This window comes from Streptosporangium oxazolinicum, from assembly GCF_039537505.1.
Lineage (GTDB): Bacteria > Actinomycetota > Actinomycetes > Streptosporangiales > Streptosporangiaceae > Streptosporangium > Streptosporangium oxazolinicum.
In genome coordinates this window covers 223,390-236,005 of record NZ_BAABAQ010000001.1, presented here as the reverse complement: position 1 = coordinate 236,005, position 12,616 = coordinate 223,390, and the positions used below count along the sequence as shown (strand labels likewise).

General features: G+C 70.1%; 12 protein-coding genes. 10 read left to right on the top strand and 2 right to left on the bottom strand.

Going from position 1 to position 12,616, the window contains the following annotated elements; all coding sequences use genetic code 11:
- The 6 genes from ABD817_RS01090 (at nucleotide 1) to ABD817_RS01065 (ending at nucleotide 4,731) form a co-directional block, all read left to right on the top strand.
- Complete coding sequence (locus ABD817_RS01090; protein WP_344915560.1) at nucleotides 1-783, top strand: energy-coupling factor ABC transporter ATP-binding protein; 783 nt, start codon at nucleotides 1-3, stop codon at nucleotides 781-783.
- A gap of 183 nt (nucleotides 784-966) precedes the next feature.
- Nucleotides 967-1,305, top strand: a complete 339-nt coding sequence (locus tag ABD817_RS01085) for an STAS domain-containing protein (protein WP_344913930.1) — start codon at nucleotides 967-969, stop codon at nucleotides 1,303-1,305.
- A 63-nt stretch (nucleotides 1,306-1,368) separates the two neighbouring features.
- A complete protein-coding gene (locus ABD817_RS01080; protein ID WP_344913927.1) occupies nucleotides 1,369-2,142 on the top strand; it encodes an SDR family NAD(P)-dependent oxidoreductase in 774 nt (257 codons plus the stop codon).
- A gap of 10 nt (nucleotides 2,143-2,152) precedes the next feature.
- The gene (locus tag ABD817_RS01075) at nucleotides 2,153-2,917 is read left to right on the top strand and encodes a crotonase/enoyl-CoA hydratase family protein (RefSeq protein ID WP_344913924.1); all 765 of its coding nucleotides are present in this window, start codon (nucleotides 2,153-2,155) and stop codon (nucleotides 2,915-2,917) included.
- Between the two features lie 163 nt (nucleotides 2,918-3,080).
- Nucleotides 3,081-3,731 carry a rhomboid family intramembrane serine protease gene (locus tag ABD817_RS01070; RefSeq protein WP_344913921.1) on the top strand — a complete coding sequence of 217 codons (651 nt, stop codon included), beginning with the start codon at nucleotides 3,081-3,083 and terminating at the stop codon, nucleotides 3,729-3,731.
- 592 nt (nucleotides 3,732-4,323) lie between these two features.
- Complete coding sequence (locus tag ABD817_RS01065) at nucleotides 4,324-4,731, top strand: BlaI/MecI/CopY family transcriptional regulator (protein WP_344913918.1); 408 nt, start codon at nucleotides 4,324-4,326, stop codon at nucleotides 4,729-4,731.
- 106 nt (nucleotides 4,732-4,837) lie between these two features.
- On the opposite strand, the gene serC is transcribed toward ABD817_RS01065, so the two are convergent.
- Together serC and ABD817_RS01055 are read right to left on the bottom strand one after the other, a co-directional pair.
- Nucleotides 4,838-5,947, bottom strand: coding sequence for a phosphoserine transaminase (gene serC / locus ABD817_RS01060; RefSeq protein ID WP_344913915.1), 1,110 nt, complete (start codon nucleotides 5,945-5,947; stop codon nucleotides 4,838-4,840).
- A gap of 190 nt (nucleotides 5,948-6,137) precedes the next feature.
- Nucleotides 6,138-7,244, bottom strand: coding sequence for a citrate synthase 2 (locus ABD817_RS01055; RefSeq protein WP_344913912.1), 1,107 nt, complete (start codon nucleotides 7,242-7,244; stop codon nucleotides 6,138-6,140).
- Between the two features lie 169 nt (nucleotides 7,245-7,413).
- Here ABD817_RS01055 and pdxH point away from each other — a divergent pair, with 169 nt between their 5' ends.
- From pdxH to ABD817_RS01035, 4 genes are all read left to right on the top strand, one after another.
- Nucleotides 7,414-8,067, top strand: coding sequence for a pyridoxamine 5'-phosphate oxidase (gene pdxH / locus ABD817_RS01050; protein WP_425583216.1), 654 nt, complete (start codon nucleotides 7,414-7,416; stop codon nucleotides 8,065-8,067).
- A 55-nt stretch (nucleotides 8,068-8,122) separates the two neighbouring features.
- A complete protein-coding gene (locus ABD817_RS01045; RefSeq protein WP_344913909.1) occupies nucleotides 8,123-9,370 on the top strand; it encodes an MFS transporter in 1,248 nt (415 codons plus the stop codon).
- A 159-nt stretch (nucleotides 9,371-9,529) separates the two neighbouring features.
- A complete protein-coding gene (locus tag ABD817_RS01040; RefSeq protein WP_344913906.1) occupies nucleotides 9,530-10,234 on the top strand; it encodes an iron-dependent transcriptional repressor DtxR in 705 nt (234 codons plus the stop codon).
- A 117-nt stretch (nucleotides 10,235-10,351) separates the two neighbouring features.
- Nucleotides 10,352-12,577 carry an ATP-binding SpoIIE family protein phosphatase gene (locus ABD817_RS01035; protein ID WP_344913903.1) on the top strand — a complete coding sequence of 742 codons (2,226 nt, stop codon included), beginning with the start codon at nucleotides 10,352-10,354 and terminating at the stop codon, nucleotides 12,575-12,577.
- The last annotated feature ends 39 nt before the right edge of the window (nucleotides 12,578-12,616 follow it).

The window sequence follows — 12,616 nt, the reverse complement described above, 5'->3', positions numbered from 1 at the left end:
GTGTCGTCCTCGTCGTCCTCACGGCCCGTTCCGGCCTCGTCCCCGCCGCCTCCGCCGCCCTCGCTGGAGGTGAGCCGCCTGGCGTACGCGTACCCGGACGGCACGCAGGCGCTGTTCGGCGTGGACCTCCGGGTGGAGCGCGGTGAGCGGGTCGCGCTGCTCGGTCCGAACGGCGCGGGCAAGACCACGCTGGTGATGCACCTCAACGGCATCCTGACCGCCGGGCACGGCACGGTGGCCGTGGCGGGGCTGCCGGTCGGCAAGGGCTCGCTCAAGGAGATCCGCAGGCGGGTCGGGCTCGTCTTCCAGGACCCCGACGACCAGCTCTTCATGCCGACCGTCCGCGAGGACGTGGCCTTCGGCCCGGCCAACATGGGGGTCGCGGGCGAGGAACTGGAGCGGCGGGTCAGGGACGCGCTGGAGCGCGTGGGCATGCTGGAGACGATCGACCGGCCGCCGCACCACCTGTCCTTCGGTCAGCGCCGCAGGGTCGCGGTGGCGACGGTGCTGGCGATGGAGCCGGAGATCCTGGTGCTCGACGAGCCCTCCTCCAACCTGGATCCGGCCTCCCGGCGCGAGCTCGCCGAGATCCTCAGGGGGCTCGACGTGACCGTCCTGATGGTCACCCACGACCTGCCGTACGCGCTGGAGCTGTGCGAACGCTCGCTCATCCTCTCCGGGGGCGTCATCGCCGCCGACGGGCCGACCCGCGAGCTCCTCGCCGACGCGAGCCTTCTCGCCGCGCACCGGCTCGAACTGCCGTACGGTTTCGCCGCCCCCTGACACCGTCTCCTGACACCGCTCCCCGACGCCGCCTCCCGATGTCGGGCCTCCGGTTCCGGGGTCCCGGACCCCGAGGGGCGCGTGGCGCGCGGGGCGCGAACTTCCTGTGAACAATCGCGCATGACCTCACATGGAGTGACAGCAAAGTAAAGTGGGTCTGCCCTTCGGGCGCGAGGAGGACTGATGAAGCTACGGCTGGCTCGCCGCGCCGTCGGGGACGCCGTGGTGGTGGCTGTCGAGGGTGAGCTCGACCTGTTCACCGCTCCCTTCCTGCGAGACGAGGTCCGCGACGCGATCAAGCTGGACGGCTCGCGGCTGGTTCTCGATCTCACCGCCCTGTCCTTCATGGACTCCAGCGGCCTTTCCGTGCTGATCGAGGCGTGGCGGCTCGCCACGGGCGAGGGGGGCGGGGTCTCCCTGGCGGCCCCCCAGGCGCCGGTGGCCCGGATCCTCCGCACGACGGGGCTCGACCGGCGGATCAAGGTCTATCCCGACGTGAGCAGCGCCGTCGGGGAGATCTAGCGTCGGCGACTTTTACCCCGCCCTGAGTAGAACTTCATTCGGTCCGCGCGTTAAAGTCCGCTCATGGACCTGAACGGAGCAGCAGCAATCATCTCGGGCGGTGCCAGTGGCCTCGGCGAGGCCACGGCCCGCGACCTCGCCGCGCACGGCGCCACCGTCGTCATCGCCGACCTCAACGAGGAGCGCGGCAAGTCACTGGCCGACGAGCTCGGCGGCGTCTTCGTCAAGGCCGACGTGTCGGACGAGGAGCAGGTGCAGGCGGCCGTGGACGCGGCCGTGGCGACCGGCAGGCCGCTGCGCGTCGTGGTGAACAGCGCGGGCATCGGCTGGGCCAGCAGGACCGTGGGCCGTGACGGCTCGCCCCACGACCTGGCCTCGTACCGCAAGGTCATCGAGGTCAACCTGATCGGCACGTTCAACCTCATGCGCATCGGCGCCGCGGCGATCGCGAAGACGGAGCCGGTCGACGAGGACGGCCAGCGCGGCGTAGTGATCAACACCGCCTCGGTGGCGGCGCTGGAGGGGCAGACCGGCCAGGTCGCCTACTCGGCGTCCAAGGGCGGCATCGTCGGCATGACCGTCCCGGCCGCGCGTGACCTCGCCGCCATCGGCGTGCGCGTCAACACCATCTGCCCCGGCATCATCGACACCCCGATCTACGGTTTCGCGGCCAACGCCGAGGAGTTCAAGGCCAAGCTCGTGGCCCCGGTGGTCTTCCCCAAGCGCATGGGGCTGGCCGCCGAGTTCGCCCACCTGGTCCGCTCGCTGATCGAGAACGACTACATGAACGCCGAGACGATCCGTTTCGACGGCGGTATCCGCTTCCAGCCCAAGTAGGAGTCACCCGGTGTCTGACGAGGTTCTGGTCGACGTCGACGGCGGCGTGGCCGTCATCACGATCAATCGCCCCAAGGCCAGGAACGCCGTGAACGGCGCGGTCGCCCGGGGCATCGCCGCCGCGCTGGACGAGCTGGAGGAGCGCGGGGACGTGGCGGCCTACGTCCTCACCGGCTCCGGCGGCACGTTCTGCTCGGGCATGGACCTGAAGGGGTTCCTGACCGGGGACTTCCCGGTCGTGGAGGGCCGGGGGTTCGGCGGCGTCGCCGAGGCGCCGCCGAAGAAGCCGCTCATCGCCGCCGTCGAGGGGTACGCCCTGGCCGGGGGCTGCGAGCTGGCGCTGACCTGCGACATCATCATCGCCTCCGAGGACGCCGTGTTCGGGCTCCCCGAGCCCAAGCGGGGGCTGGTCGCCGGGGCGGGCGGCGTGATGCGGCTGCCGAGGCGCATCCCGTACCACATCGCCATGGAGATCGCCCTGACCGGCGACCACTTCCCCGCCTCCCGGCTGTACGAACTCGGCCTGGTCAACCACGTCACGCCCGCGGGCGAGGCGCTGGCCACGGCCGTCGAGCTCGCGAAGAGGATCGCCGCCAACGCCCCGCTGGCGCTCGCCGCGACCAAGCGCGTGATCGTCGAGTCGGCGGACTGGAGCCGCGACGAGATGTTCACGAGGCAGGGGGAGATCATCAGTCCGGTGTTCGCCTCCAAGGACGCCATGGAGGGGGCGGCGGCCTTCGCCGAGAAGCGCGCCCCCCGCTGGAAGGGCGAGTAGCCCCCGGGGACCGGAAGAAACCGGAAGAAATTCGCGCGCCGGGTGCGATCCCAGGGATCGCACCCGGCGCATTCACGGCAAGGAGTGCATACGGTAAAGGTGTGGGCAAGTGCGACGAGGGCACTTGCGTATTCACGCCGCCGCTCCAAGGCCAGGAGAGTGCATGAACGACCACGCGACCGGGATGACCCCCACCGGCCGATCCTCCAGCGACCTCCTGAAGCGCAGGGCGGGAAATCTGGCCGCCGGCGCGCTGGGCGCCGCCATCATCAACGTTCTCATGGTCGGTGCCATGTGGGTGATCGAGGTCGCCGACTACGTCCTGCCGGGGGAGTTCGACGTCTACGGCATCCGGTCCTGGGATCCCGACGGCCTGGGCGGCATCTTCCTCGCGCCCTTCCTGCACGCCGGATTCGGTCATCTGATGGCCAACTCGCTGCCGCTGCTGATCCTCGGCTTCCTCGCCGCGCTGCGCGGGATCGGCCGGTTCCTGGCGGCCAGCCTGATCATCGTCCTGGTCAGCGGCCTGGGCGTCTGGTTCACCAGCTCGCCGACGGCCATCACGGTCGGCGCCAGCGGCCTGGTCTTCGGTTACTTCGGCTTCGTCGTCGCCCGCGGCCTGTTCGACCGTCGCGCCCTCGACATCGTGATCGGTGTCGGTGTGGCGATCGCCTACTACTCGATCATCTGGGGCGTACTCCCCGGTGAGGCGGGCATCTCCTGGCAGGGGCACCTGTTCGGTCTGGTCGGCGGCGTCATCGCGGCCTGGGTGGTGCGCCGCAGGCGCCGCCGGGCCGTCGCCCCCGCCTACTGACCTCCGGACATCGGGGCCCGCCCGTTCGCTGAATTCTCGTATTTCGCCCATTTCGCCCATTGAATTCCGTGCGCCGGGCCGGACCCGCCGGGTTCCGCCCGTACGGCCCTCGCCCGTCGAGACCCCGTCGTCCGCCGACGCGGGGTCTTCGCCGCTCCGAAGGGCCGGTCGTCGTCTGACTCATGGGGCTTCACCGGAGAAAGGGTGCTGTACGGGGCTGTGGGCGCTATATGGCGCTTCATAGCACCTCGGGAATCCCCGGAAGCCGGACCGGGCGGCTCGCGGCCTCCAGGGGCGACAGGGCCGATCCGGGGTCTCCTCCGTTGGCGGGGGACAGCGGATGCCCGGATGACGCGACCGGCGTGCCGAACGGCCGAACCCGGTACCGGAGAGTTCGCGTCGGCCGCATTCCGCGGGATTTTCTCCCGCGATCGCGCAGCAGAAGATCCTGCCGGAATTCATTAGCTATGGATGCATCGGTTAATTTAAGTGACAATGTGACAAAATTTCATGTGTGAACCTGCCTGGCCGCGTGCCCGTACATGTTCCAGGGCCATCACAGCCGGGCGCGACCCTCGAAAGGTGGCCGCGGGTGAACCTGGGATCCCTGGAACGCGCGATCATGGACGTGCTGTGGGGCTGCAAGCAGCCACTGCTGGTTCGCCAGGTGCAGGACATGCTGAATCAGGACGCCGAACGGAGCCTGGCCTACACCACCGTGCAGACCGTCGCCGAGCGCCTCGTCAGGAAGGGCCTGCTGGAGAGGGCGCCCGCACGCAACGCCTTTCGCTACACCGCCAGCCGCTCACGGGACGAACACGTGGCCGGGCTGATGCTCGCGGCCCTGGAGGGGAGTCCCGACCGGGCCCCCGTACTCTCGCGGTTCGCGGAGGGGGTGGATCCGGACGACGCCCTGCGCCTGCTGCACGAGCTGGCGCGGCGCGCGGGGGAGCGGGCGCACACCCCGGAGCCGAACGGGACCCCGAGCACGCTGCCCTAGCTCCCGCCCCGGGAGCCGGGAATCCGGCTTCCGGGACGGGAGCGGGAGCCGGGGCGGCCGTCGCCGCCGGTCGGGCGAGGACGGCCGGCCCGGCTCCCGGAGGGGACTACAGGCGCTCGACGACGTAGTCGACGCAGGTGGTCAGGGCCTCGACGTCGTCGGGGTCGATGGAGGGGAACATCGCGACGCGCAGCTGGTTGCGGCCGAGCTTGCGGTACGGCTCGGTGTCGACGATGCCGTTGGCCCGCAGGACCTTGGCGATCGCGGCGGCGTCGACGTCGTCGGAGAAGTCGATCGTGCCGACCACGTTGGAGCGGAACTCCGGAGCCGCGAACGGGGTGGTGTAGGAGGTCTTCTCCGCCCAGGTGTAGAGGCGCTGGGCCGAGTCGGCCGTGCGGGCGGTCGTCCAGGCCAGGCCGCCGTTGCCGTTCATCCACTCGATCTGCTCGGCGAGCAGGAAGAGCGTGGCGACCGCCGGGGTGTTGTACGTCTGGTCCTTGGAGGAGTTGTCGATCGCCACCGGGAGGCTGAAGAACTCGGGGACGTAGCGCCCGCTGGAGGCGATCTCGTCGACCCTGGCCAGTGCCGCCGGGGACATCAGGGAGATCCAGAGGCCGCCGTCGGAGGCGAAGCTCTTCTGCGGCGCGAAGTAGTAGACGTCGAACTCGCTCGCCTCGACGGGCAGGCCGCCGGCGCCGGAGGTGGCGTCGACCAGCACGAGCGAGTCCTCCCCGCCCACGCGCCTGATCGGCATCGCGACGCCGGTCGAGGTCTCGTTGTGGGTGAGGGCGTAGACGTCGACGCCCTCCTCCAGCCGGGCCTCGGGGTGGCTGCCGACCTCCGACTTGATCACGGTCGGGTCGCCCAGCCACGGGGCCTTGGCCGCCACGGAGGCGAACTTGGAGGAGAACTCACCGAAGTGCAGGTGCTGGGACCGCTCGCGGATCAGCCCGAAGGCGGCGATGTCCCAGAACGCGGTGGTGCCGCCGTTGCCCAGGACGACCTCGTACCCCTCCGGGAGGGAGAACAGCTCGGAAAGCCCCGCGCGGACGCGTCCGACCAACGACTTGACCGGCTTCTGGCGGTGAGAGGTGCCCAGGAAACCGGAGCCGGAGGCCGCGAGAGCCGAGAGCTGCTCGGGGCGCACCTTCGAGGGCCCGCAGCCGAAACGGCCGTCGGCGGGCTTGATGTCAGAGGGAATCACGATGTCAGCCACCTGACCAGCCTACTGAGCCCGGCGATCGATCCAGGACGGGGTCCGGATTTTGAGACGAGCCGTGGCGGGGTTTTGGTCGGGGCGGGGTGGTCACGCGGGCAGGGCGGGGTGATCCGGGACGTGGAAGGGGCCGGAACCGGCAACGGCTGCCGCGCGAGACGCCGCGCGACAGCCGTACGGGAGGGGGAGTTCAGAAGGGGTGGACGACCTCGGTGGCTCCGGGGACGTCCTGGACCGAACGCTGGGGCGGACCCACGTAGTCGGCGCTGGGGCGGACGAGCCTGCCCGTGCGCTTCTGCTCCAGGATGTGGGCGGCCCAGCCCGCGGTACGGGCGCAGGTGAACATCGAGGTGAACATGGAGGAGGGGACCTTGGCGAAGTCGAGGATGACCGCCGCCCAGTACTCCACGTTGGTGGCGAGCACCCGGTCGGGCTTGCGGGCGTGCAGCTCTTCCAGCGCGGCCTTCTCCAGCGCCGCGGCGACCTCGTAACGCGGTGCGTCGAGCTCCTTGGCGGTACGGCGGAGCACGCGTGCCCGGGGGTCCTCGGCACGGTAGACGCGGTGACCGAAGCCCATGAGGCGCTGCCCCTTGTCGAGCTCCGACTGGACGTACTTCCTGGCGTCGCCGACCTGCTCGACGCCCTCGATCATGTGCAGCACGCGCGCGGGCGCACCGCCGTGGAGCGGCCCGGACATGGCGCCGACCGCACCGCTCAGCGCCGCGGCGACGTCGGCTCCGGTGGAGGCGATGACGCGGGCGGTGAAGGTGGAGGCGTTCATGCCGTGCTCGGCGGCGGACGTCCAGTAGGCGTCGATGGCCTTGACGTGCTTGGGATCGGGATCGCCCTGCCAGCGGATCATGAACCGCTCGACGATGCTCTCGCCCTTGTCGACCTCGCTCTGGGGGACCATCGGCTTGCCCAGGCCGCGCGAGGACTGCGCGACGAAACTCAGGGCGGTCACACTGGCCTGGGCCAGGTCGGCGCGGGCCTGCGCGTCGTCGATGTCGAGCAGCGGCCTGAAGCCGTACGCGGGGGCCAGCATGGCCAGCGCGCTCTGCACGTCGACGCGGATGTCACCGGAATGGACAGGAATGGGGTAGGGCTCGGCCGGGGACAGGCCCGGCTGGAACTTGTTGTCGACGAGCAGGCCCCACACGTGTCCGAAAGAGACGCGGCCGACCAGCTCTTCAATGTCGACGCCCCGGTAACGAAGGGCGCCCCCTTCTTTGTCCGGTTCCGCGATCTCCGTCTCGAAAGCTACAACGCCTTCGAGCCCGGGTTTGAAGTCGGACATTCTCGGCTGCCTCCCTTTCTTGAAGTCAAAGCCTTGATGTCGAGATACCGGCGGGTCATATTCAACCCCCTGGGTCGAGGCGGTGTGCCGCCGGACCCGCCGGAACGCGATCGCCCCAGGTGGGGGGCGCCGCACGGGCTTCCTGCTCGGCACGCGAGAATACCTTCCCGTGGATGCCACCTCGCGACCGCCTTCGATGGCGGGCCTTCGCCGCACGTACCAGGGGCTGCCCCTGATCGAGGCAGACCTCGCCCCCGACCCCTTCTCGCAGTTCGCCCTCTGGTTCGGCGACGCCGTGGACGCCGGGCTTCCCGAGCCGAACGCGACCGTGCTGGCGACCGCCTCGGCGGGCGGGCGGCCGACGGCCAGGACGGTTCTGCTCAAGGGTTACGACGAGAACGGGTTCGTCTTCTACACCAACTACGAGTCGCGCAAGGGACGGGACATGGCGGAGAACCCGCGTGCCGCCCTGCTGTTCCCCTGGCACTCCATCCGCCGTCAGGTGCGGGTGGAGGGGTCGGTGGTGCGGTTGCCGCGCGAGGAGTCGGCCGCCTACTTCAGGTCCCGGCCCTACGGGTCGCGGATCGGCGCGTGGGCGTCGCGGCAGTCGGCGGTCGTGCACTCCAGGGACGAGCTGGACGCCCGGTACGCGGAGCTGGCGGAGCGCTGGCCCGAGGACCCGCCGATCCCCGATTTCTGGGGCGGGCTGCGCGTGGTGCCGTCCGAGGTGGAGTTCTGGCAGGGGCGCACCGACCGTATGCATGACCGCCTCCGTTACCGGCGCTCCGGCGCCACCTGGATCATCGAACGGCTCGCCCCCTGACAACCTGCCCTTTATTTACTGGTATATCCATGTATGTCAGGTAGAGAGGTTGAGGGTGGGTTTCGGGGATTTCGTTCGTAGGCACACGGCTGACACGCGTCCGCTCGCCATCCCCGCGTACCGGCGGCTCTGGGCCGGTCAGGGCGTGTCGTTCATCGGCTTCCAGCTCACCTCCGTGGCCGTCAGCGCCCAGATCTACGACGTCACGAAGTCGTCCTTCTGGGTCGGCATGCTCGGCCCGGCCAACCTCATCCCCCTGATCGTCTTCGGGCTCTGGGGCGGCGCGATCGCCGACGCGGTCGACCGGCGCAGGCTCCTGCTGGTCGGCGCGCTGATCGCCTGGGCGGGGACGCTCGCGCTCCTGGTCCAGGCCGCCCTGGGCTCGACGAGCGTCGGCCTGCTGCTGGCCACCGTGGCCGTCCACGCCACCGGGTTCGCGATCACCGGGCCGACCAGGGGCGCGATCATCCCCAGGCTGGTCCCCGCCGACCTGATCCCCGCGGCCAACACCCTCAACTTCCTGGTGGGCGGCCTCGGCACCGTCATCGGCCCCCTGCTCGGCGGGATCGTGCTCGCCCAGAGCGGCTTCGCCGCCGCCTACCTGATCGACGCGCTGCTGTTCGGCGCCGGTTTCTACGCCGCGGTGAGGCTGCCGAGGCTCGAACCGATCGGCGAGGTGACCCGCCCGGGACTGCGATCGGTCGTGGACGGCCTGCGCTACGTCTCCGGGCACCCGGTCGTGCTGATGTCGTTCGTCGTCGATCTCATCGCCATGGCGTTCGCGCTGCCCAGGGCGCTGTTCCCGGAGATCGTGGACGAACGGTTCGGCGGCTCCCTGGTCGCGTTCGGCTGGCTGTCGGCCAGCATCGCCATCGGCTCGGTGCTCGGCGGCGTGCTGTCGGGCTGGGTGGGCCGGGTCCGGCGCCAGGGACTGGCGCTCACGTACGTGATCGCCGCGTGGGGGCTCACCGTCGCCGCGGCCGGGCTCGCCGACCAGCTGTGGCTGATGGTCGCCCTGCTCGCGTTCGGCGGGGCCGCCGACCTGGTCTCCGCGGTGTGGCGGCAGACGATCCTGCAGACCCACGCGCCCGACGACATGCGCGGGAGGATGCAGGGGGTCTTCATGGTGGTGGTCGCGGGAGGTCCCCGGCTGGGGGATCTGCGGGCCGGGGGCACCGCCTCGTGGTTCGGCGCCACGTGGGCCTGGGTGGGCGGCGGGCTCGCCTGCGCGGTGGCCGTGGTCGCGGTGGGGCTGGCCGTCCCGGCCTTCAGAAAATATCGCCCGCTCGCGCGTAGCGTTTGAGCAGCTAGGGAAGGATTTGGCGCCCTCCGGTGTTGCCGTCCTTTGTCATCGTGGGCTGTTCTCCCAATAGGGTCGTCTTCTCAGACTTCCGAGGTCCCGCGCCGCCCTCCCGGGAGCACCGCGCGATGGACGTAGCATCGAGAGAGGACGGGAGGAACCTTGACCGCACATGGCCTGATCGACACGACGGAGATGTACCTTCGTACGATCTTCGAGCTGGAGGAGGAGGGCATCGTCCCCCTGCGCGCCCGCATCGCCGAGCGCCTCCAGCAGAGCGGTCCCACCGTCAGCCAGACGGTCGCCCGGATGGAGCGCGACGGCCTGGTCCGCGTCGAGGGCGACCGCCACCTGACCATGACCGACCTGGGGCGCACCCTCGCGACCCGCGTCATGCGCAAGCACCGCCTCGCCGAGTGCCTGCTCACCCAGGTGATCGGCCTGCCCTGGGAGGAGGTGCACATCGAGGCGTGCCGCTGGGAGCACGTGATGTCCGAATCCGTGGAGGCCAGGCTCGTCAGCCTGCTCAACAATCCCACGGAGGATCCGCACGGCAATCCGATCCCCGGCCTGGAAGAACTCGGCGTCGTCGGCCCTCCCGCCGTGGGGCTGGAGTCGCTGCCGTCGATGGCCGCGATGGCCGGACCCAGAGATATACCCGTTGTCGTGCGTCGAATTAGCGAACAAGTGCAAAGCGATCCGGCTGTGATGCTTAAACTCAAGCAAGTTGGGATACAACCCGGACGCGAGGTGACGCTCGCGGCGAGCGACGACGGTGTGCGGGTGACAGGTGACGACGAGGCGGACAATTTTCTTGCGGATCTCCCGCGAGAGATTGCCGCGCACGTTTTCGTCTCCACACGCTGACCGAGGCCCCTTAGCTCGGTTGGATCCCGTTCGGGAGTCCCTCCGCTCCCAGGCCGAGACTGCAGGAGCAACCGTGGTTCGCTTTGCACATACCCGCCCACGAGGGGCGGTCACCGGATGAAGCGGTGGGGGGATGTTTCCCAGGACGCCGCTGATCACCTTACGGCTGGTTCCGTCCTGGAGCATGCCGAGATGGCGGTGGTGGTCACCGACAGATTCAGCAACCTTCTCTACTGGAATCCCTTCGCGGAAAGGCTGTTCGGACGCCCCGGCACCTCGGGGCCCCGCGACCAGTCCCTCTCCCTGGGCATCATGGAGAAGGATCACCCGCTCGCCGTCGAGCTCTCCAAGCACGTCCTCAAGGGCGGCGTCTGGGAGGGCACGTTCGACGTCAGGCGCGGGGACGGGACGATCATCTACGTACGGGCACAGGCCGTGCCGCTGCGGCATCCCTCGGGAGCGGTGACGGGCATCGTCATCACCGCCCGCGAGGCGATGCGCAGCAACGAGCGGGAGAAAGACCGCTTCGGCCTGCTGGAACGGATCGGCGAGCGCCTCGCCGGATCGCTCTACGTCGAGGAGACGCTCAAGCGCGTCGCCGAGATGCTCGTCCCGCAGTTCGCCGACCACTGCTTCATCGAGCTGATGGAGGAGGGGCGGCTGACCCGCAGGGTCTCCACCCACGTCCAGGGCTGGAGCCCGCCGCCCGACACCTGGGCGCCGCTCGGGGCGGAGATCCGCTACCCGGTGGGGCACTACGCCGAGATCGCGCTGCGCCGCCAGGAGACGATCCTCGTCGAGGACTTCTCCCAGACGAACTATCCCAGCCCGGGTGAGGCCAACACCCGCCTCGCCGCCGAGATCGGCATGACCTCGGCCATCGTCGCGCCGCTGTGCGTGCGCGGCGAGACCCTCGGGCTGATGTACCTGGGGCTGTCCAACCTGACCGACCGGCGCAGCCCGCACTACGACGCCTTCGACCGCGACTTCGTGGGGGCCATCGCCACCAGGGTCGCCCTCGCCGTCGACAACGCCCTGCTGTTCGAGGAGGAGCGGCACACCGCGGAGTCCTTCCAGAAGCACCTGCTGCCTCGCGCGCTGCCGCAGCTCGACGGGCTGGAGATCGCGGTCCGCTACTACCCGGCCGCCCCCCTGGCCAGCCACGGGCAGGGCATCCAGACCCAGGTCGGCGGCGACTGGTACGACGTCATCCCGCTGTCGGCGGGCCGGGTCGGCATCGTCATCGGCGACGTCGAGGGCAGGGGAGCCAAGGCCGCGGCGGTGATGGGGCAGCTGCGGGCGGCCCTGCGGGCCTTCGCCCAGGACGACAAGCCGCCCGCGGAGATCCTCGCCAGGCTCGACGAGTGGACGCGCATCATCGCCACCCCCGAGCAGGACGAGAGCGGCACCGACATCAGCGTCCCGCCCATCGTCACCTGCCAGTACCTCGTGTACGACGCCTGGTCGCGGCAGCTGTCGTTCGCCAACGCCGGTCACGCCCCCCCGCTGCTGCTGATCGGCAACACCTGCACCGAGCTGGACATCCGCGAGGTCGGCCAGCCGCTGGGGGTGCGGGCCAAGGGCATGCACGCCGACCTGGTCTACAAGGAGGAGACGCGGACGCTGCCCCCCGGGGCCGCGCTGCTCCTCTACACCGACGGGCTCGTCGACCGCCGCCCCATCCGCGACGCCGACGGCAGGCCGCCCAACGTCGAGGAGACGCTGGCGCAGCTCTGCGGCAAGCTCATCGAGAGCAGCGACGCCTCCGTCGAGCGCCTCGCCGACGCCGCCACCGTCGCGGTGCCCGGTGAGATCGACGACGACATGGCCATCCTCGTGCTCAGGTCCGCCTCCGAGGACCTCGCCGTCGAGGAGCGCACCTTCCCCGCTCAGCCGATCATGGTCGGGGAGGCGCGCCGGATGGCCTCGGAGGCGTTCGTCGGCTGGAACGTCCCCGAGGAGCGCGCCGAGCTCGCCTGCCTGCTGGTCTCCGAGGTCGTCACCAACGTCGTGCTGCACGCCGCCACCGCCAGCATCCCGCGCAGGGAGCTGACGATGGACGGCCCTCCGCTGCCGTTCGACGAGTCCTGGGACGTCCCCGGCTTCGAGGACGAGATCGTCAACGAGAAGGAGTTCACGCTCAGGCTCCGCCGGGGCCGGGAGTCGGTCTGGGTCGAGGTCTTCGACCAGGACCTCCGGCTGCCGCGCATCCGCAGCGCGGGGGAGAACGACGAGGGCGGACGGGGCCTCTACCTCGTCGACCAGCTCGCCAGGCGCTGGGGTTCCCGCCCCACCAAGGAGGGCAAGGCCGTCTGGTTCGAGATCCCCACCAGGTCACGCTGAGCCGTCCCCGGCAGAGCTGGAACGCGTCCCCGATCGGTG